The sequence below is a fragment of the Amaricoccus macauensis genome, from assembly GCF_049800915.1.
GTDB classification, from domain to species: domain Bacteria; phylum Pseudomonadota; class Alphaproteobacteria; order Rhodobacterales; family Rhodobacteraceae; genus Amaricoccus; species Amaricoccus macauensis_A.
Window position 1 is genome coordinate 175,589 of record NZ_JBNAFY010000006.1, and the last position, 19,750, is coordinate 195,338.

The following is a 19,750-nucleotide window of genomic DNA, read 5'->3' on the forward strand; positions in this document are numbered from 1 at the left end:
GGTCAGTTCGCAGTGCCTGACTGCCTGCTCCCGCATGACGTTTCCCGCCTCTGTGAGACTGATGTGTGACGCGCGGGATCGGGATCAACCATGACCTCGATCAAACTTCTCCGCCAATGGCTAAAGTGGGCTATTTTGCCTGGCGGGAGCAGACGGAGGAGGGTCGGATGCAATCCAATGCTGCAACAGCCGAGGCCTATATCGACGAGGTCCCGGCTGAACGACGCGCGGATTTCGTGGCCGTGCTGGACGTTGTTCGAAGCCACATGCCCGATGGCTATGTGGAGGCGATGAACTGGGGCATGATCTGCTGGGAGGTGCCGCTCTCGGTTTCTGGAAAGACCTACAATGGCAAACCGCTGATGTATGTGGCGCTCGCCAGTCAGAAACGTCACATGGCGCTTTACCTCTGCGGTGCGAACTGCCTGCCCGGAGTGAAGGACAGGCTTGCCGCGGCATTCGATGCGGCCGGCAAGAAGCTCGACATGGGTGCTGCCTGCCTGCGGTTTCGCCGCAGCGCGGATCTGCCGCTCGATGCGGTTGGCGAAACGATCGCGGCGGTGTCGGTGGCGCGGTTTCTCGAGGCGTCGCGACGCTGACACAGCACTTGCTTGCCGTTTTGCCGGCGGGAGTCTAAAAGACGCGGCGGTGCCGGAGACAGCTTCGGACCGATGCTTCAGCCTGGGAACCTCGAGATGGACAAATTCAACAAGCTGACCGGAACCGCGGCGCCGCTGCCGCTGATCAATGTCGATACCGACATGATCATTCCAAAGCAGTTCCTGAAGACCATCAAGCGTTCGGGCCTGGGCAAGAACCTCTTCGACGAGATGCGCTTCGACGACCAGGGCAACGAGATCCCAGATTTCGTGCTGAACAAGCCCGCCTATCGCGACGCGCAGATCCTCGTGGCGGGCGAGAATTTCGGCTGCGGATCGAGCCGCGAGCACGCGCCCTGGGCCCTGCTCGATTTCGGCATCCGCTGCGTGATCGCGCCCTCCTTCGCGGACATCTTCTTCAACAACTGCTTCAAGAACGGCATCCTGCCCATCGTCCTGCCGCAAGAGGATGTGGACAAGCTGATGGATGACGCCGAGCGTGGCGCGAATGCGAAGATCACCGTCGATCTGGAAAACCAGGTGATCACCGGCCCCGATGGCGGCTCGATCGCCTTCGACGTGGACCCGTTCCGCAAGCATTGCCTGCTCAACGGGTTGGACGATATCGGCCTGACGCTTGAAAAGGCAGAGGAAATCGACACGTTCGAGGCAAAGATGGATGCGCAGACGCCCTGGCTGAAGGCCGGTTAACGAAGTCTTAATCCCGGCGGCGCAAGCGTGCCGCCATGCGCCTTCTGTTTCTCTTCATTCTCGCGTTTGTCTGCGCGCCGGCCATGGCGCAAGAGAGCTTTCGCGTCGCGACCTATGATGTGGGCATGACCCGCAACGGCGCGGGCGTGCTATTGCGCGATCTGCAAGAAAAGCCGGACGAGAAGATCGAGGCCGCTGTGGCCGTCATTCAGGCGGTGCGGCCCGATATCCTGCTTCTTACCGGGTTCGACCATGATGCGACGGGGCGCGCGCTCGACGCCTTCCGATCCTTGCTTGCGGGCGGAGATGCCGGAATAGACTACCCGCATAGCTATAACGGCCCGTTAAACGCGGGCGAACCCTCGGGGCTCGATCTCGATGGAGACGGGCTTGTGGCGGGCTGGGCGGACAACTGGGGCTGGGGCAAATTTCCCGGTCATGGGGGAATGGCGCTGCTCTCGCGATACCCCGTGGTGGCGGAGAATGTTCGCACATTCAACACGTTCCTCTGGCGCGACCTGCCCGGAGCAATCGAACCGGTGCAGGAGGACGGCACGCCCTGGCCCAGTGCGGAGGCGGCGGAGGCCCGCAGGCTCTCTTCCCTAGGGCACTGGCAGGTGGCGGTGCGCGTGCCGGGCGGTGTGATCACCTTGCTGGCGTCCAACCCGACCCCGCCGCTCTTCGACGGGCCGGAGGGCGCAAACGCGAAGCGCAACAGGGACGAGATCCGCTTCTGGGCCGAGTATCTCGCGGGCACTGCCTTCGCGGACGACGCGGGGAACGAGGCCGGGCTGCCGGACACCCCGCTGATATTGCTTGGAAATCTCAACAAGGATCCGGAGGATGGTGCGGGAGAGGCGGATGCCATCGCCGCTCTCGTGGAGACGGGACGACTGAACGATGTGAAACCCGCGTCACAAGGCGGGCGGGTGGCGGCCGAGGAACAGGGCGGCCGGAACATCGACCATGCGACACCCCCCGCGTTGGACACGGCCGATTGGCGCGACGACGAAGGGCCGGGGAACCTGCGGGTGGATTATGTTCTGCCTGACGTCCGGCTGAGGGTGCAGGATGCGGGTGTCTTCTGGCCCGAGCCGGGTCAGCCGCTTGCGCGGGAGGTCGAAACCGCCTCGCGGCACAGGCTGGTCTGGATCGACGTTGCGCTGCCATGAAGGGTTAACAGGACATTAGGCCGAGCCGGGCGGTTTGGCGGGTGTGCGCGAAAGGCCCAGTAAAACAGGGGCCGAATCGCTTCGAAGGCGGTTCGGGCAAATGCATATTTCATGCATATTCCGTGCATATTTCATGCAGAGGATTTCCCGCAACCGTTACCGAGACGTTGATTTTCCGGCAATCCGCCAATTTGACGAAACCGGTCAGAATACGCCGGGGTCACAAGCGTTGCGGGACATGGCGCTGCACCGCGCAGGCCGGACCGAGCGGGGCGCCATTCGAGACAATTGGGGTGGTTTGGCAACGCGCGTGCCGGCGCGCCGCGGGACTGGCCCGCCCTGGGCGGCATCACCACAAGGTGAATGAGCCGTGAGCGCGATCGGACACCAAGCCACTGAATTACAATGAAAAACCGCGGAGAACCTCTCCGACATCACGGAAGGCCGGCGGAACCGCGAACCTCGCCAGTCGTTAGATAGGCATGGAAACAATGGAGCACTTCTGCTCCGGATTGAGGAGGAAGAAACCATGTCAAAAGCCATATTGCTCGCGAGTTCGATCGGGATGCTCATGGCGACGAGCGCATTCGCCCAGACCGAGCCCGCAACCGGTGACGAACCGATGCCTTCAACCATGGAGCAGGAAGCGCCAGCGGCCGATGCACCGACCGCAGACGAGAACATGGGTGCGGACGGCATGACAGGCGACGTGGACCCGGCCGTCACGGAAGGCGACACGGCGCATTCCGACGGGGAGGCCATGCCCGTCGAAATCACGGAAGTGTCCGGCGAAGAGCTGATGGGTGCGGATATCCGCTCCGTGGACGGAGACACCATCGCGACCGTTTCGGATGTGGTTCTGAGCGGTGACGGGATGGTCGAGGGGATCGTCGCCCAGTTCGGCGGTGTGCTCGGCTTCGGCTCCAACCATGTGGAGCTTTCGCCGGACGAGGTGCAGATCTTGCGCGAAGAGGATGACACCATTTTCGTCGAAACCTCGATGACGCCGGAAGATCTCGAAGGTCGGCCGGAATACGAAGAGCCGAACTCCGACAGCTGATCCCTCGCTCTGCGGGGAAACCTCGCGGACGGGCCTTGCGGCCGGCCTGCCTTGACGCTCACGCGGCAAGCGGCTACCGCAAGGCCCGAATTCCGAGCGTGAGGACCCCGAAATGACCACCCCGACCCTTCTGATCCTGGCTGGCGACGGCATCGGCCCCGAAGTGATGGCCGAGGTGCGCAAGATCATCGACTGGTTCGGGGCCAAGCGCGACCTTGCCTTCAACGTCGAGGAAGACCTCGTGGGCGGCGCCTCCTATGATGCGCATGGCACGCCGCTCACCGATGCGGCCATGGAACGCGCGCAGGAAGCGGACGCGGTTCTGCTCGGTGCGGTCGGCGGGCCGAAATACGATACGCTCGATTTCTCCGTGAAGCCCGAGCGCGGCCTTCTGCGGCTGCGTAAGGAGATGGATCTTTTCGCCAACCTTCGCCCGGCGCAGTGCTTCGACGCGCTGGCGGATTTCTCCTCGCTCAAGCGCGACGTGGTTGCCGGGCTCGACATCATGATCGTGCGCGAGCTGACCTCGGGCATCTATTTCGGGGAGCCGCGCGGCATCATCACCGAGGGCAATGAGCGCGTCGGCATCAACACCCAGCGCTATACCGAGAGCGAGATCGACCGCGTGGCGCGGGTGGCCTTCGATCTGGCGCGCAAGCGCGACGGCAAGGTCTGCTCGATGGAGAAGGCCAACGTGATGGAGTCGGGCGTGCTTTGGCGCGAGGTGGTCACGAAGGTTCACGAGGCCGACTATGCCGATGTCGAGCTTTCGCACATGTACGCGGACGCGGGCGCGATGCAGCTTTGCCGCTGGCCCAAGCAGTTCGACGTGATCGTCACCGACAACCTCTTCGGCGATCTGCTGTCGGATGCCGCAGCCATGCTGACAGGCTCGCTCGGAATGCTGCCCTCCGCCTCGCTCGGCAGCCCGATGTCGAACGGTCGCCCCAAGGCGCTCTACGAGCCGGTGCATGGCTCCGCGCCCGATATCGCGGGACAGGGCAAGGCCAACCCGATCGCCTGCATCCTCTCCTTCGCCATGGCGCTGCGCTATTCCTTCGATCAGGGCGACGAAGCCACGCGGCTCGAGAACGCCATCGAAGCGGTGCTGGCGGATGGCGCGCGCACGGCGGATCTGCTCGGGCCCGAGGGCGGCAAGCCGATTTCGACCGGGGAGATGGGCGACGCGGTCATCAAGGCGCTCGACGCCTCCCTGTGAGGACAGCCTCACTTCCCGAGGCCTGGCGCGAACCGCTGGAGGCAGAAGGCGTCTGGCCTGAGCTTTCGCGCCTGGCGGATCGGGCACAAGCCACGGAAAACATTGCGCCTGCGCCCGAGCGGATCTTTCGGGCGCTGGAGATGGTGCCCCCCGAGGCCGTGCGCGTTGTGATCCTGGGCCAGGACCCCTATCCCACGCCGGGCCATGCCAACGGGCTCTCGTTCTCGGTGGAGCCGGGGGTTGCGCCGCCGCGTTCGCTGAAGAACATCTATCGTGAAATGCAGGACGATCTCGGTGTGAGCCCGGCCTCACATGGTGATCTCGGGGCCTGGGCGCGGCAGGGCGTGCTTCTGCTCAACACGGTGCTGACCGTGGAACTGGGGCAGGCCAACGCCCACGCGAAATGGGGCTGGCAAACGGTCACGGACGGGATCATTCGGGCGACTGCCGAGCTGCCGCAGCCGGTGGTCTACATGCTGTGGGGCAAATCGGCGGAGGCCAAGACCGCCCTGATCGGCGAGGGCCGCCATCTGATCCTCACGGCCCCCCACCCTTCGCCGCTTTCGGCGCGGCGCGGATTCTTCGGGTGCCGCCATTTCTCCAAGGCCAATGCCTGGCTGGCAGAGCAGGGGCAAAAGCCGATCGACTGGGCGCTCGCCTGATCAGACGAGATCGTCAGGCGTTCCGAAAACCTGGGTCCAGTAGTGGCCGAAGGGGGCGTCGCCGCCATCATTGTCGCGGAAGTAATAGCCGACGCCGATTTCGGTGAATTTCTCGCTCAGCAGGTTTTCCCGGTGGCCTTCGCTGTTGATCCAGCCCTCGACCACCTCTTCGGGGGTCGGGTAGCCGGCGGCGATGTTCTCGCCGAGGGATTGCCAGTCATAGCCCTCCTCCTCGACGATTTCGGGCGTATCGGAATGTTCGAAGAAGTCGCCCTGCGCCATCTCCTTGCTCCAGCCTTCGGCGGCGGCGGTGAGGGCGGCATTGGCCGCGAGCGGGTCGAGACCGTTTTCCTCCCGGAAGTCGTTGGTCAGTTCCAGAACCTCGGCCTCGAATTTGTCGAGTTCCACGCCCTCGGGATCGACATCGAGGCTGATCTCGTCGATCAGGATCTTCACCTTCTCGGTCTTGCTGGTCTTGGCGTTCATGAAGCCGCCGATGTCGAGCTCGTGCTTTCCGGCCTCCAGCGTTCCGAGCGAGATCGTCGCCTCCTGCCAGCCGGTCGACATCTGGCTGCCGCCCTCGCCATCGCCGCTGAGCTTCGCGAGGTAGTTCTTGCCGTCCACGCCATGGGCTTCGCCGTCGAGCGCGAGCCTGACCGCGCCGAATTCATCCTCCTCGAGATTGGCGTTGGCCGTGAGCTTGAAGCGCACCGTGATCTCGGCGACACCTTCCTCCTCGAGCTTGAAGGTCTTCTTCCAGCCGCCGGACAGATCCTCGACATCCTTGTCGTCCTGCCCGCCGAGGCGGATGAACAGGGCGCCATCCCTGCCGCTCTCTTCCTTGTAGGTTCCGCGGGCATATTTGCCGCTATCGCCATCGCCGAAGAGATCATCCTCGTAGGTGAAGCTGTTCTTGCCCCCGTCGAACGTCCATTCCTTGATCATCGGCCTGCCCTCGCATTCTTCAGCGGTGCAAGACCGCCCGTTCTGATCCTCTGTCGATGGAGACAGTTGCCCGGTTCAATCGGGAAGCACGAATTCCACCGGCTCGCCCCAGCCATGAACGCTGTCGCGGGCGCGAACGAGCACGCGGTCCACGCCTTCAGGTATGGCAACGCCGGACAGCGAGCGCGTGAAGGGCTGTTCGGTTTCGTGGGGGTGCAGCAGTTCGCGGGTGCCCAGGACCTCGCCTTCAGGGCTCGCGACCTCCCAGGCATCGGCGTAGTGATCCCAGCCCGCGTCGGCGTGGGACACGGTCACATCGAAACGCCAGCCGCCCGAGGCTTCGCTCGTGCGCACATTCTCGACCACCGGCATGTCCGCCAGGGCCGCGCTGCCCATCGTCAGGAGGGCCGTAAGAAACAGATATCGCATGGCCCTTTGACTAACACAGCAAAGGGCCCGCGTGGATCACGATTGCGCCTGTTTTGCAGGCTTTTTCTTGAAGGGCGCCATGCCTTCGCGGGCGAGTTCGTCGGCCCGCTCGTTTTCCGGGTGGCCCGCGTGGCCCTTGATCCACTCCCAGGTGACGTCATGCCGCGCGGCGGCGGAATCGAGGCGCTTCCAGAGGTCCTCGTTCTTCACCGGCTTCTTGGCGGCGGTCTTCCAGCCGTTGCGTTTCCAGCCGTGGATCCACTTGGTGACGCCATCGCGGACATAGACGCTGTCGGTGACCACGGTGATCGGAGAGGGGCGGCCCAGGACTTCGAGCGCGGAGATGGCCGCCATGAGCTCCATGCGATTGTTGGTGGTTTCGGGCTCGCCGCCGTTCAACTCGCGCGCCTTGACGACCTCATCGGCGTCCTTCGCCTGCAGAAGGACACCCCAGCCGCCCGGGCCGGGGTTCCCGGAGCAGGCGCCGTCGGTATAGGCGAAGAACTTGGGCATGGCGGGCTCGCATCGCAGTTGAGCCTTGCTGATAACGGCTCGGCGCGACCGCCGAAACCCCGGATCAGCCCATGAGGCCGATCACGAGGCACATGAGCACGAGGGAGGTGAGCACGATGCGCAGGCGCATCCACCACGGCGGGGTGAGACCCCAGGCCGAGAAGCGGTAATCGAGTGCGAGAAGCCCGAGATAGCCCGCGATCAGGAAGACGAGCGCCCGTTCAGCCCCGCCGCCCACGAAGAAGAAGGCCCAGAGCGCGGGCAGCGTGCTGAGCCCGTAGCCCAGGGCCGCACGGGACCCCTCGACCTTGGTGGCGAAGCCCCAGAGCACGCCGGACATGAAGGCGAGAATGATCGTGCCATAGAAAACAATGACATACGGACCCACGAACCGCGCGCCGAACACAGTTTGACCCAGATCGAACAATCCGTCGAAAACGCAGGTGAGCGCGCCCCAGAGGAAGGGTATGACGCCAGCAAGACCGAGCAGCAGGGCTGATTTCGGAATTGCCGGCGGGGCGGTCATGCGGGCACCCGCAGGACGCGCGGAACCTTGAACTCGATGTCTTCCTTGGCGGTTTCAACCTGACGCTCGGTGACATCGAAGCGGGCCCGGAAGGCATCGATCACCTCCTCGACCAGCACTTCCGGCGCGGAAGCGCCGGCGGTGATGCCCACGGAGCGGATGCCTTCCAGCGCCCGCCAGTCGATATCCGTCGCGCGCTGGACGAGCTGGGCGTATTTGCAGCCGGCCCGGCTGCCCACTTCCACCAGTCGCTTGGAATTCGAGGAGTTCGGCGCGCCGATCACGAGGAGCGCATCGATCATTGGCGCCATCGTCTTGACCGCATCCTGTCGGTTCGTGGTGGCGTAGCAGATGTCTTCCTTGCGCGGTCCGATGATCTTCGGGAACCGCTTCCGCAGCGCCTCGACCACGAGGGCGGTGTCATCGACGCTCAGGGTCGTCTGGGTGATGTAGGCCAGCTGTTCGGGATCGCGCGGTTCCAGCCCCTCGACGTCATCGGGGGTTTCCACCAGCATGACCTCGCCTTCGGGCAACTGGCCCATGGTGCCGATCACCTCCGGGTGGCCGGCATGGCCGATCATCACCATCTGCAGGCCCCTCTGGTGATGGCGTTCGGCCTCGATATGCACCTTGGACACCAGCGGGCAGGTGGCGTCGACGTAGAGCATCTGGCGTTGCTCGGCTTCTGCCGGGACGCATTTCGGCACGCCATGGGCGGAAAAGATCACCGGCCGATCCGTCGGGCACTGCTCGAGCTCCTCGACGAAGATCGCGCCCTGCTCGCGCAGGCTGTCGACCACATAGCGGTTGTGGACGATCTCGTGGCGGACATAGACGGGGGCGCCCCACTTCTCGAGGGCCATCTCGACGATCTTGATCGCCCTGTCCACGCCGGCGCAGAAGCCGCGCGGCGCGGCGAGATAGAGATCGAGTGGTTTGGTCATGATCGGTACTTTGCTTGCTACAGCCCCACATGTGGCCGCAGGGCCGTGCTCGTCAACCGCCCTGGTGCGACGAGATGGCCTTTCGGCCGCTGCCTGCCGTCGCCGGGCGGCCTCGGGGCAGCCTCGGGGCGCGTTCAGAGAAACATCGCGGTTCTGACCTGACGCAGCAGCCGGCTTGCCGCATGGGAGATCCGCAACCCGGCCGTTTCCAAGGCAGATGCAAGGGGCGAGGCCCAGCCGCTCTCGCGATAGGCCTCGAAGAAGGCCTCGTCGCAATAGCCGCGATAGCGCAGATGCCAGGGCTTGAAGGGCCCGGTGTAGTGCAGGATGCGGGCGTGATCGAGCATGTCGCGGCAGCACCGTTCGACATCTGCCGCGGGCAGGTGATCGCCGCAGATCCGGTCGACGGTGAGCAACTGGACGTTCCATTCCGGATCGAGCAGACCCCAGCCGCCCCGAAGGACGGCATTGAGCCCATCCTGATCCCCGAAGGTGATGTCATCGCCGTGCCGGGCCAGGAAATCGATGGCGATCCCGCTCAGACCCATTTCCCGCCAGCGCGGCATGTTCAGGAGCATGATGCCCGCGTTGCAGTAGAGCGTCGTCTCGGGAGCCGGATCGATGCGCGCGCGGATCTTTTGAAGGTTGTTGGAAAACAGGGACGGGTAGTAGTTGACCACGGCCCAGAACGGGTGGTCGCCCATCTCGAACTCCCAGAGTTTCGTGATGTCGTCCTGCACCACCACGTCGCTGTCGAGATAGAGAACGCGCTCGTGCTCCGCCGGGACGATGTATTCGATCAGGAACCGGAGATAGGTCGTGCGGGTGTGCCATTCGGGTTTCTTCAGACCCTCGATCAGCGAGAGATCCGGGTCGATCCACTCGATGGTCAGGTTTGACCGGGCGGCATGGAGCACCCGCAGCGTGCGCGCCCGATCTTCGGGACGAATTCCATCGTCGAGAACGTAGAGAATGACATCGCGATCCGCCGGAACATGCTTCAGGGCGGAATGGACCGCCACGCACATCGAACGGGCAAAGCAGGCGTTTGCCGCCGTGACGATGACAACGGGTGTGCCGACACCTTCGCCGGAACAGCCGGTCGAGAGGGAGATCGGTCGAATTTCCATGGCTCACAACCAGTTACAGACTGCTGCTATGCCAATGGTGTTCTGAAAAAGCCGCAGCGTCCATTCCCCTTAAGGGAGAATGGTTACGAGACAGCAAATACCGGAACGATCAGTTGGCAGACCTTTTCGGGTCAGCCTTCCTCGTTGTTGGCTGGGGGGGGGTCGTTGCGCGGCGGACGGCCGATCACTTCGCGAAGCTCGTCGAGCTCGATGAAGTTGTCCGCCTGGCGGCGCAGTTCATCGGCGATCATCGGCGGGTTCGTCCGGATGGTCGAGACCACGGAGACGCGAACGCCCTGGCGCTGAAGCGACTCGACCAGCGGCCGGAAGTCACCGTCGCCCGAGAAGAGGACGATGTGATCGACATGCGGCGCGATTTCCATCGCGTCCACCGCAAGCTCGATGTCCATGTTGCCCTTCACCTTGCGGCGACCGCTGGAATCCGTGAATTCCTTCGCCGGCTTGGTGACCATCGAGAAGCCGTTGTAGTGCAACCAGTCGACCAGCGGGCGGATCGGGGAATATTCCTCGGTTTCCAGGAGCGCGGTGTAGTAGAATGCCCGCAAGAGCTTGCCACGACGCATGAATTCCGTACGCAGCAATTTGTAATCTATATCGAAACCCAAAGCGCGCGCTGCGGCATACAGATTGGCGCCGTCGATGAACAACGCGAGTCGTTCGTCACGATAAAACATGCGCCAACTCCTTTTTTACCCTGTTTGAATGACACTGAAGCCGACAAGAAACTTCGCCTAGCGGAGAGCGCCTTATAATTGCACTCATCCGACAGGGGAAGTTAAAAAACATTGCAATATGCAACCAAAAAAATGTGGGTCTCACTCTTTTGTATCACTTTCTAGCTCTCGGCTCCAACCTGTCCAGCAAAATCGGCGGATCTCTACATACACTCGAATCAGCAATAGACAAGTTGAAGGCGTGCGGTTTGGAAGTCACTTCAACCAGCAAGTGGTACTCGACGCCCGCATTTCCAGTCGGAAAAGGACCCGATTTCGTGAATGGGGCCATATCGGTCAAATCCCGCCGGACGCCCAAAGATGTGCTTGAAATCATTCATTCTGTCGAGGATGAACTCGGGCGTGTCAGACGCGAACGCTGGGCGCCGCGGGTTTGCGATATCGATCTTATTGCAAGCGGCGGGATGATCTGCCCGTCCGTCGAGATCTGGCGACACTGGGCCGATCTGCCCCTTGAGCGCCAACTCGAGGAGCAGCCATCACAGCTGATCCTTCCGCATCCCCGGCTGCATGAGCGCGGATTTGTCCTGAAACCGCTTGCAGATATTGCTCCCGACTGGGTCCATCCGGTTCTTAACCTTACGGTGGAAAAGATGCTGGAAGCGCTTCCCGGAGAGGCTCTCGCGGATGTTCGCGAGATTTGACATGGTTAAAAACCCGCTAAGGGGGTCCACGGGGATCCAGCGTGGGGTGGCGAAGATCCGATATCACGGCCCGAAGAAGAAGCGCGGTGATCCGGGCAAGACCTGCCGCTCGGGAACGGCGCGGTTTGGTCAAAGCGGCCAGAGGGCCCACGACCCCCGGAAAACGCTACGATTGTGGGTGAAGGCAAACTGAAGACGCCCCGAAGTGGGCTTGCACCTCAGGGCAGGAACGGGTAGTTATGCACAGATCGGCACAAATAGCTAGAGGCATATATGGCCCGCGTTACCGTTGAAGATTGCGTCGACAAGGTACCGAATCGCTTTGAACTCGTGATGCTCGCAGCACATCGTGCGCGCTCACTGTCTTCGGGCGCTCCGCTGACCGTCGAACGCGACAACGACAAGAACCCGGTGGTCGCCCTGCGCGAAATCGCCGAAGAAACCCTTTCCGCAGAAGAGTTGCGGGAATCCGCGATCGAAAGCTTCCAGCGTCAGATCGAGGTCGACGAGCCCGAAGAGGACGTCATGACCCTGCTGGCCGGCAACGCCGATGCGCCCGCCGAGGACGACATGTCCGAGGAGCGGCTCCTGCGTGCGCTGATGGAAGCACAGGGCGAGCGCTGAACCTGCCCCACCACCCGCCTCCCACCACTGCGATCGCCCAGACCGCGGTGGCAGGAGGGTTGGTTCCGGCAGAAATACTTGCCAACCAGGTCAAGGCCTATAATCCGCACTCGAATTCGGGCCTGATCGCCGCCGCCTACGAGTATGGCGAGCGGATGCATGACGGCCAGCTGCGGCGGAGCGGTGAGCCCTACTTCACCCATCCCGTCGCTGTCGCCTTCCTGCTCGCGGAGCAGCGGCTCGACGATGCGACCATCATCACCGCGCTCCTGCACGACACGATAGAAGACACCAAGAGCACCTATACCGAGATCGCGCTTCGGTTTGGGGATGAGATCGCGCAACTCGTCAACGGCGTGACCAAGCTCACCAACCTGGAACTTTCCTCGAACCAGAACGCCCAGGCCGAGAACTTCCGCAAGCTTCTCATGGCGATGTCGAAGGACGTGCGTGTCCTGCTCGTCAAGCTGGCCGACCGGCTGCACAACATGCGCACGATCCGGCACCTGCGCTACGAGAAGCAGGTGCGCAAGGCGCGCGAGACCATGGACATCTACGCGCCGCTTGCCGGGCGCATGGGCATGCAGTGGATGCGCGACGAGCTGGAAGACATCTCCTTCCGCATCCTGAACCCGGAAGCGCGCAAGTCCATCATCCGGCGATTCGTGACGCTTCGGCGCGAGACCGGGGACGTGATCCCGAAGATCACCGACGACATCCGGGCCGTGCTTGCACAGGCGAAGGTGGATGCCGAGGTGTTCGGCCGGGAAAAGAAGCCCTACTCCATCTGGCGCAAGATGCAGGAGAAGGGCGAGGGCTTTTCGCGCCTCTCGGACATCTACGGTTTTCGCATCATCACCGCGAGCGCCGTCGACTGCTACGTGGCGCTCGGCGCGGTGCACAAACGCTGGGCGGCGGTGCCGGGGCGGTTCAAGGACTATATCTCCGCGCCGAAATCGAACGGTTACCGCTCCATTCACACGACGGTTTCTGGGCGCGACGGCAAGCAGGTCGAGGTGCAGATCCGCACCCAGCAGATGCACACCGTGGCCGAAACCGGCGTTGCGGCCCATTGGTCCTATCGCGATGGCGAGCGGTTCGAGAACCCCTTCGCGGTCGATCCGTTCCGCTGGCTTTCGACCATCACGGCCGGGTTCGAGGGCGCCGAGGACAGCGATGATTTCCTCGAGCACGTGAAGCTCGAGATGTTCACCGACCAGGTGTTCTGCTTCACGCCGAAGGGCGAAGTGGTGAAGCTTCCCAAAGGCGCGACCCCCATCGACTTCGCCTATGCGATCCATACCCGCATCGGAGACAGCTGCGTCGGCGCCAAGGTGGACGGGCGACGCGTTCCGCTCTGGACCAAGCTCAAGAACGGCCAGTCCGTGACCATCATCCGGGCGGAAGGGCAGCGACCGCAGCCCTCCTGGGAGGACATGGTGGTGACGGGGCGGGCCAAATCCGCGATTCGCCGCTCGCTCCGGGGTGAGCGGCGCGCGACGCAGATCCGGCTCGGGCGCGAGATCGCGCGCGTGGCGCTCGAACGGGTCGGAAAGAAGGCGACGGACAAGGCGCTTGCCACCGCTGCGAAACGCATGGGCGAGGACGATCTCGAGGACGTGCTGGCCAAGCTCGGTGCGGCGGAGATCACCGGACGCGATCTGATCGGGGCGCTTTATCCCGAGATCATCCGCCATTCCGCCGATGGACCGGAAGAGCGCGATCCCTCCAGCCCCATCGTCATCGGCCTCGGCTCCGGTCAGGAGGGTCGGCCAGCGCCCTGCTGCAGCCCGATACCGGGAGAGCGGATCGTCGGCATCGCGGTGCGCGGAAAGGGCGTGATGATCCACGCGATCGACTGCGCGGAACTGACCAACTACGAAGACCAGCCGGATCGCTGGATCGACCTGAGATGGGCCGATTCGCACTCCACACCGGATCACGAGGTCAAGATCGAGCTGGTCATGGCGAATGACACCGGCGTCTTGGGCCGAATCTGCACACTTATCGGTGAGCAGCGCTCGAATATCACGAATATACAGTTTACCGACCGGAAGCCGGATTATTATCGTATGCTCGTGGATATAGAAGTGCGCGACATGGAGCACCTGACCCATGTGCTCACGGCAATTGATGCGGATTCGGACATCGCCGAGGTTCGCAGACACCGAAACGTTTCCTCTGGCGGACTGAGCACCACGACAAGTTAGGATTTCGGTGCCATAGAGGGTGCTCCGCAGACTGGAAACGCCAGAATCGATGGTCTTCAAGAGACGAGACAAGCTGCCGTTCTTCTCCCGACTGAGGGAGGTGGTGTATCCTCAGAAGGGATGGCGCCGGGGGATCGAGTATCTCGGGCACCGGGTGCGGCGCCTGCCCGACACGCCTCATCGGATCTCGCTGGGCGTGGCCTGCGGTGTCTTTGCCTCCTTCACCCCGCTTTTCGGGCTGCATTTCATCCTTGCCGCCGGCCTCGCGCGGGTCGTGCGTGCCAATATTCTTGCGTCCCTGATCGGCACGGCCTTCGGCAATCCGCTCACCTTCCCGTTCATCGCCTCGGTTTCGCTCAAGACCGGCCGGACGATCGTCGGGCACGGCCCGACGGGCAGCAATTTCCAGTTGCTGATCGAGGCCTTCAAGGATTTCTTCAGCGGACTTTGGCAGAGCCTGCTCAGCCTCGTCGGCATCGGGGAACCGCAGTGGACCAAGCTGACGGATTTCCTCCAGGATGTGTTCTGGCCCTATCTTGTCGGCGGATTGATCCCCGGCCTCCTTTCAGCACTTGCCTGCTATCTCCTTTGCCGGCCCATCGTGTCGGCCTATCAGGTGAGGCGACGCGCGAAGCTTCTGGAACGAATTTCCGCCCTTGAAGCGAAAGCCGAGGCCAACGGAAAAAGTGACGCCTCGAAAAAGACGTCCTATATTGCGACGAAGAAAACGGCGACGAATTGAGGTCCCCCAAATATGACCAAGTCCGAACCGCTGGGGCGACTGCGCCTCGGCGTGAATATCGACCATGTGGCCACGGTGCGGAATGCCCGTGGCGGCCCCTATCCTGACCCGGTTCGGGCGGCGCGGCTTGCGGAAACCGCCGGTGCTGACGGGATCACCGCCCATCTGCGTGAAGATCGACGTCACATCACCGATGCGGACATCGAAGCCCTTTCGAAGGGTATCGAGATCCCGCTGAACCTTGAAATGGCAGCGACCGACGAGATGCAGGCCATTGCCCTGCGCCACAAGCCCCATGCGGTCTGCCTCGTGCCGGAGCGGCGTCAGGAACGGACGACGGAAGGCGGCCTCGAGGTTGCGCGCGACGAGAACCGGCTCGCGCATTTCATCGCCCCGCTGAGGGATGCCGGTTGCCGGGTCTCGATCTTCATTGCGGCCGACAGGCGCCAGATCGAAGCCGCGCACCGCATCGGCGCTCCGGTCATCGAGCTTCATACCGGCGCCTACTGCGAGCATGACATCGCGGGAGATGTCGCCGCACGGGATGCCGAATGCGAGCGTCTGCGCGAGATGGCGCAGTTCGCCCATGAGCTGGGCCTCGAAGTTCATGCAGGTCATGGCCTCACGTTCGAGAACGTGAAGCCGATTGCGGCCTTCCCCGAGGTCATGGAGCTGAACATCGGGCATTTCCTCGTCGGCGAGGCGATCTTCTCCGGGCTCGACAGTTCGATCCGCCGGATGCGCTCGCTGATGGATGAGGCGCGGCGCGAGGCCTTCGGAGAGGGCGTGGCCTAAAGGCTTTGCGCGAGGGGGAAGGTCCGGGCGAAGAGTTCCTCGCCGCGGGGTGAAAACCGGACGATACGGGTCGATTCGACCCGTTCGGCCCAACCCAGTGTTTCGAATCGCGCGAGAAACGCCCGACCGAGACTGCCGGCGAGGTGGATCTTGCGTTCGCTCCAGTCGAGACATTCTCGGCAGAGCGGCGCGCGGGCCTCTTCGAGCGCGGCCACGTCGATCCCGAACCCGTGGACGAAGGATCGGCCCGCATCCGTCAGGTGCAGGCCCTCATCTTCGCCCGCAAGAAAGCCCCGGCTACGAAGGCTTTCGAACAGTTGCACGCCCAGATCGCCCGCGAGGTGATTGTAGCAGACGCGCGCATGGCGAAGTGCAGGGTCCTGCGGGCCGGGCCTGGTTCTTGGCTCGGTTTCGTCGGCGGCGAGCCCCATCAGGCCTTCGAGCACCTCCGCGACGTTCCGGCCCGCGAGATTGAAATACTTGTGCCGCCCCTGCTTTCGGACGGCGATCAAGCCGCTCCGGTTCAGCTTGGAGAGATGCGAACTCGCGGTCTGAAGCGTCACGCCCGCCTCGCCCGCCAGTTCCGTCGCCGTGAGAGCCCGTCCGGACAGAAGTGCGGCCAGCATGTTTGCCCGCGCGGGATCACCGATCAGCGCTGCAATCTTTGCAAAATCCGGGGCTTCACTCATGCTTCGACGATACCCGAACAATGTGGTGTTGCCAAACCTTCCCTTGGCTGCGGGGGCGGAGAATTAACCGCATTTCCCATCATGGGCGGATCGGAGCGCTGCATGAGCGAATCGGCGTTGCACTAGCGCGAATGGTGTATTATTAGCCCGCCGGTGTCGGAGTGTAGCGCAGCCTGGTAGCGCACCTGCTTCGGGAGCAGGGGGTCGGAGGTTCGAATCCTCTCACTCCGACCAGTCCGGTCTTCGCGCCGGAGCATGACGCTAGGACGATCTGCGAAGCGAGGCCTGACTGACATGGCGACAGAGACCCGGTTGCCAGATGAGCACCCATGGCTCTCGATCGTGATTCCCGCCAAGAACGAATCCGGAAACATCGAACTTGTCGTCGAAGGGATCGTGGCCGCCTGCGCGGCGCATGCGCCCTACGAAATCATCTATGTCGATGACGGCTCAACGGACGACACGGCCGCGAAGGTCCGGGAGATGGCCGCGATATACCCGTTCGTGCGGCTCATTCAGCACGAGACGAGCGGCGGGCAATCCGCGGCGGTGCATTCCGGTGTACTGGCGGCGCGTGGCACGGTGATCGCGACGCTCGATGCGGATGGCCAGAACCCCCCGTCCGAGATCCCGAAGCTGATCGAGAAGATCGACGGGCGGGCCTTCCCGGAAGATGTCGCGCTTGTGGCCGGCCAGCGCGTCGGGCGACAGGATACCGCCTCCAAGCGTTGGGCCTCGAAGGCCGCCAATGCCATCCGCGCCCGGCTTCTGAAGGACGGCACGCGGGATACGGGCTGCGGATTGAAGCTCTTCCGGCGGGATGCCTTTCTTGCCTTTCCCTATTTCGACCACATGCATCGCTACCTTCCCGCACTGGCGGCGCGCGACGGCTGGACGGTTCTCCATGCCGATGTGTCCCATGCGCCACGCCACGCGGGATCCTCGCAATATTCCAACCTCGGGCGCGCGATTGTTGGTGTATACGACCTCGTCGGCGTCGTCTGGCTGCTCAAGCGACGCAAGAAGGTCCGGGGTGTGGAGATGCGGGGCGAAGGATGAGTTTCGAAGGACTGATGAATTTCCTGCGTGTTCACAGCTGGGGTGAATTCTGGTGGGTCGCCGTGGGCCTTGCCGGGCAGCTCATGTTCTCCATGCGCTTTCTTATCCAGTGGATCAGTTCGGAACGGGCCGGCAAATCGGTCATGCCAATCGCATTCTGGTATTTCTCCATAGCGGGCGGGCTGATTCTCTTTGCCTATGCGGTCTATCGGGAAGACCCGGTCTTCATCCTGGGTCAGGCGACCGGGATCATCATCTATTCGCGCAACCTCTACCTGATCTATGCCGAAAAACGATCCGCAGCCTGACAGGCGCCTCCTGCAGCTTTGCCTCGCGGGGATTGCGGCGATCACGCTCTGGCGGATTGCGCTGCTGCCGTTTTCCACGGCCGAGCTTTTCGTCGACGAAGCGCAATACTGGTTCTGGGGGCAGGAGCTTGACTGGGGATACTACTCGAAGCCGCCCCTGATCGGCTGGCTGTTGCGGCTTTCCACCACGATCGGGACCGATTCGCCCTTCTGGATCCATGTCCCGCTCGCGATCATCCATGCCGGAACCGCGCTTCTGGTCATGGCAACGGGGCGGCAGCTGCTCGGTGCGCGGGTCGGGTCGCTGGCCGGACTCGCCTTCGCCACCCTGCCCGGTGTGGCGCTCGCGAGCCTCCTGGTTTCGACCGATACCCCCATGCTCTTCTTCTTCGCGCTTGCGCTTCTGGCCTTCGTAAAGCTTGGCAAGAAACCCTCGACCGCATGGGCGGTTGCCATGGGTGCGGCGATCGGGCTGGGACTCATGTCGAAATATGCCATGATCTATTTCCCGGTGTCCGCCGCCCTTTGCGCGTTCCTGCTGCCGAGCGCGCGGATCTCCTGGCGCGATGCGGGCATCGCGGCGGTGGTGGCGCTGATCGTGATTTCCCCGAACATCTGGTGGAACCTGAGCAACGATCTCACCACGTTGCAGCACACAGCCGACAATGCGGACTACAGGGGGCTGCAACTCGAGTTCGGCAAGCTGCTCGAATTCTGGGGCGGACAGTTCGCGGTTTCCGGCCCGGTGCTGTTCGCGGCCTTCCTGGTTGCACTGCGCACGGCATCGCGGCGGCCCGAAACCGCGTTTCTTGCACTCATGGCCCTGCCCACGCTGGTGATTGTCAGTGTTCAGGCGGTTCTTTCCGGGGCGAATGCCAACTGGGCCGCTGCGGGCCATATCGCCGCCGTGCTTCTTGGCATGTCGCTGCTCGTGCGCTTCCCCGCCTGGTTGAAGGCTTCTTTTGCGGTGAACGGGGTGTTGTGCATCGCCCTGCCCGTTCTGGTCATTTTCGCGGACAGCCTGCGAATCGGCTCGGGCAACCTGCTGATGGACCGCTATATCGGCATGAGGGCCGTGAGCGAGCGCGCCGCGACGATAGCGGAGCGCGAGGGGCTCGACACGCTGGTCTCGGAAAACCGGGCGATCCTTGCCGACTTCTTCTACACGCTGAAGGGGTCGGATCTCGCCCTCTACTCGGAGCCGCCCGAGGGGTTTCCGAAGCACCATTACGCGCAATCCCACCCCTTGCCGCGCGAAGGAGGCGAGGTCCTCTACATCAGCAAGAAGGCAAAGCCGCCCGCTCGCTGCGCCGAGGCCGAGCCCATCGAGACCTGGGAAGCGACGGAAGGATTCTTCGTCGGTACGCTTGGCGCCTTCCGGCTTCCGCGAAGCTGCTGGTTCGACGAATAGACCGGGGCGGACAAGGTTAACCTTCCCAATATCTTGTGGCGCCGCGTTTCACGTGAAGCAATTGTGGCGGCTATCCGGCGCCATCGAGGTGTTCGAGTTCCTCATCGCGCAGGAGCCGCGAGCGGGTGAGGAATCGTTTCTCCCGGCCATTGTCGAGGCTGAACATCCCGCCCCGCCCTGGCACCACGTCGAGTATGAGCTGGGTGTGCTTCCAGACCTCGAACTGCGGCCCGGAGATCCAGACCTTTGTCCCGTCGATCTCGCCGAGGCAGACGTCGGTGTCGCCGACCTGGAAGTCATTGACCGGGTAGCACATGGGTGATGAGCCGTCGCAGCAGCCACCGGACTGGTGAAACAGCACCTCGCCGTGATCGGCGCGGATCGCCGCCAGAAGTTGCCGTGCGGCCTGCGTCGCCGTCACGCGGGTGAACTCTTCCGTTCCCGCCAAGGGAGCGTCATCCGTGACGCATGTGATGCCGGTTTCGGTCATGGCGCGCTTTCCTTCAGTTCAGGTATCCGCGGATGGAGCGGGATCGGGCCTGCCATCCCGCATCAAAAGAGGGGCCCGCGACGCGGACCCCCTCAAGTTGCTCAGGTCGGGAG

23 protein-coding genes and 1 tRNA gene are annotated in these 19,750 nt (G+C 63.2%); 15 read left to right on the top strand and 9 right to left on the bottom strand.

Annotated features, from left to right (window positions below; genetic code table 11):
- Positions 1-167: 167 nt before the first annotated feature.
- The 6 genes from ACP15W_RS15960 to ung all read left to right on the top strand — a co-directional run bounded on the left by ACP15W_RS15960 (position 168) and on the right by ung (position 5,423).
- Positions 168-599 (top strand): DUF1801 domain-containing protein, encoded by a 432-nt coding sequence (locus tag ACP15W_RS15960; protein WP_424933913.1) that lies wholly within the window; start codon positions 168-170, stop codon positions 597-599.
- Between the two features lie 96 nt (positions 600-695).
- Entirely contained in the window at positions 696-1,310 is a 615-nt protein-coding gene (gene leuD, locus ACP15W_RS15965; protein WP_424933914.1) for a 3-isopropylmalate dehydratase small subunit, read from the top strand.
- A gap of 35 nt (positions 1,311-1,345) precedes the next feature.
- A complete protein-coding gene (locus tag ACP15W_RS15970; protein ID WP_424933915.1) occupies positions 1,346-2,482 on the top strand; it encodes an endonuclease/exonuclease/phosphatase family protein in 1,137 nt (378 codons plus the stop codon).
- A 529-nt stretch (positions 2,483-3,011) separates the two neighbouring features.
- A complete protein-coding gene (locus ACP15W_RS15975; RefSeq protein ID WP_424933916.1) occupies positions 3,012-3,542 on the top strand; it encodes a PRC-barrel domain-containing protein in 531 nt (176 codons plus the stop codon).
- A 112-nt stretch (positions 3,543-3,654) separates the two neighbouring features.
- On the top strand, positions 3,655-4,761 hold the full coding sequence (gene leuB, locus ACP15W_RS15980; RefSeq protein ID WP_424933917.1) for a 3-isopropylmalate dehydrogenase: 1,107 nt from the start codon (positions 3,655-3,657) through the stop codon (positions 4,759-4,761).
- Positions 4,758-5,423, top strand: coding sequence for a uracil-DNA glycosylase (gene ung / locus ACP15W_RS15985; protein ID WP_424933918.1), 666 nt, complete (start codon positions 4,758-4,760; stop codon positions 5,421-5,423). Before leuB ends, ung begins: the two co-directional genes overlap by 4 nt.
- On the opposite strand, the gene ACP15W_RS15990 is transcribed toward ung, so the two are convergent.
- The 7 genes from ACP15W_RS15990 to ACP15W_RS16020 all read right to left on the bottom strand — a co-directional run bounded on the left by ACP15W_RS15990 (position 5,424) and on the right by ACP15W_RS16020 (position 10,605).
- Positions 5,424-6,368 carry a CAP domain-containing protein gene (locus ACP15W_RS15990; protein ID WP_424933919.1) on the bottom strand — a complete coding sequence of 315 codons (945 nt, stop codon included), beginning with the start codon at positions 6,366-6,368 and terminating at the stop codon, positions 5,424-5,426.
- Positions 6,369-6,443: 75 nt separating this feature from the next.
- Positions 6,444-6,797 carry a hypothetical protein gene (locus tag ACP15W_RS15995; RefSeq protein WP_424933920.1) on the bottom strand — a complete coding sequence of 118 codons (354 nt, stop codon included), beginning with the start codon at positions 6,795-6,797 and terminating at the stop codon, positions 6,444-6,446.
- A gap of 36 nt (positions 6,798-6,833) precedes the next feature.
- Positions 6,834-7,310: a ribonuclease HI gene (gene rnhA / locus ACP15W_RS16000; RefSeq protein ID WP_424933921.1), complete on the bottom strand. Its 477-nt coding sequence runs from the start codon at positions 7,308-7,310 to the stop codon at positions 6,834-6,836.
- A gap of 64 nt (positions 7,311-7,374) precedes the next feature.
- A complete protein-coding gene (locus tag ACP15W_RS16005; RefSeq protein WP_424933922.1) occupies positions 7,375-7,836 on the bottom strand; it encodes a DUF3429 domain-containing protein in 462 nt (153 codons plus the stop codon).
- On the bottom strand, positions 7,833-8,780 hold the full coding sequence (gene ispH, locus ACP15W_RS16010; RefSeq protein ID WP_424933923.1) for a 4-hydroxy-3-methylbut-2-enyl diphosphate reductase: 948 nt from the start codon (positions 8,778-8,780) through the stop codon (positions 7,833-7,835). Before ispH ends, ACP15W_RS16005 begins: the two co-directional genes overlap by 4 nt.
- Before the next feature lie 134 nt (positions 8,781-8,914).
- On the bottom strand, positions 8,915-9,910 hold the full coding sequence (locus ACP15W_RS16015; RefSeq protein ID WP_424933924.1) for a glycosyltransferase family 8 protein: 996 nt from the start codon (positions 9,908-9,910) through the stop codon (positions 8,915-8,917).
- A gap of 131 nt (positions 9,911-10,041) precedes the next feature.
- A complete protein-coding gene (locus tag ACP15W_RS16020; RefSeq protein ID WP_424933925.1) occupies positions 10,042-10,605 on the bottom strand; it encodes an NYN domain-containing protein in 564 nt (187 codons plus the stop codon).
- Between the two features lie 134 nt (positions 10,606-10,739).
- Here ACP15W_RS16020 and folK point away from each other — a divergent pair, with 134 nt between their 5' ends.
- From folK to ACP15W_RS16045, 5 genes are all read left to right on the top strand, one after another.
- Positions 10,740-11,309 (top strand): 2-amino-4-hydroxy-6-hydroxymethyldihydropteridine diphosphokinase, encoded by a 570-nt coding sequence (gene folK / locus ACP15W_RS16025; RefSeq protein ID WP_424933926.1) that lies wholly within the window; start codon positions 10,740-10,742, stop codon positions 11,307-11,309.
- 273 nt (positions 11,310-11,582) lie between these two features.
- Entirely contained in the window at positions 11,583-11,933 is a 351-nt protein-coding gene (gene rpoZ, locus ACP15W_RS16030; RefSeq protein ID WP_424933927.1) for a DNA-directed RNA polymerase subunit omega, read from the top strand.
- 59 nt (positions 11,934-11,992) lie between these two features.
- Entirely contained in the window at positions 11,993-14,143 is a 2,151-nt protein-coding gene (locus ACP15W_RS16035; protein ID WP_424933928.1) for a RelA/SpoT family protein, read from the top strand.
- A 49-nt stretch (positions 14,144-14,192) separates the two neighbouring features.
- Positions 14,193-14,885, top strand: a complete 693-nt coding sequence (locus ACP15W_RS16040; protein WP_424933929.1) for a DUF2062 domain-containing protein — start codon at positions 14,193-14,195, stop codon at positions 14,883-14,885.
- A 12-nt stretch (positions 14,886-14,897) separates the two neighbouring features.
- Positions 14,898-15,680, top strand: coding sequence for a pyridoxine 5'-phosphate synthase (locus tag ACP15W_RS16045; RefSeq protein WP_424933930.1), 783 nt, complete (start codon positions 14,898-14,900; stop codon positions 15,678-15,680).
- Here the strand turns inward: ACP15W_RS16045 and ACP15W_RS16050 are convergent.
- A complete protein-coding gene (locus ACP15W_RS16050) occupies positions 15,677-16,369 on the bottom strand; it encodes an ArsR/SmtB family transcription factor (protein ID WP_424933931.1) in 693 nt (230 codons plus the stop codon). The genes ACP15W_RS16045 and ACP15W_RS16050 overlap by 4 nt on opposite strands.
- A 157-nt stretch (positions 16,370-16,526) precedes the next feature.
- Here ACP15W_RS16050 and ACP15W_RS16055 point away from each other — a divergent pair.
- The 4 genes from ACP15W_RS16055 (at position 16,527) to ACP15W_RS16070 (ending at position 19,147) form a co-directional block, all read left to right on the top strand.
- A tRNA-Pro gene (locus tag ACP15W_RS16055) sits at positions 16,527-16,603 on the top strand.
- A 60-nt stretch (positions 16,604-16,663) separates the two neighbouring features.
- On the top strand, positions 16,664-17,428 hold the full coding sequence (locus ACP15W_RS16060) for a glycosyltransferase family 2 protein (RefSeq protein ID WP_424933932.1): 765 nt from the start codon (positions 16,664-16,666) through the stop codon (positions 17,426-17,428).
- Positions 17,425-17,736 carry a lipid-A-disaccharide synthase N-terminal domain-containing protein gene (locus ACP15W_RS16065; RefSeq protein ID WP_424933933.1) on the top strand — a complete coding sequence of 104 codons (312 nt, stop codon included), beginning with the start codon at positions 17,425-17,427 and terminating at the stop codon, positions 17,734-17,736. The genes ACP15W_RS16060 and ACP15W_RS16065 overlap by 4 nt, the downstream gene beginning before the upstream one ends.
- On the top strand, positions 17,711-19,147 hold the full coding sequence (locus ACP15W_RS16070) for an ArnT family glycosyltransferase (RefSeq protein ID WP_424933934.1): 1,437 nt from the start codon (positions 17,711-17,713) through the stop codon (positions 19,145-19,147). Before ACP15W_RS16065 ends, ACP15W_RS16070 begins: the two co-directional genes overlap by 26 nt.
- A gap of 70 nt (positions 19,148-19,217) precedes the next feature.
- On the opposite strand, the gene ACP15W_RS16075 is transcribed toward ACP15W_RS16070, so the two are convergent.
- On the bottom strand, positions 19,218-19,637 hold the full coding sequence (locus ACP15W_RS16075) for a DUF779 domain-containing protein (RefSeq protein ID WP_424933935.1): 420 nt from the start codon (positions 19,635-19,637) through the stop codon (positions 19,218-19,220).
- Positions 19,638-19,750: the final 113 nt, after the last annotated feature.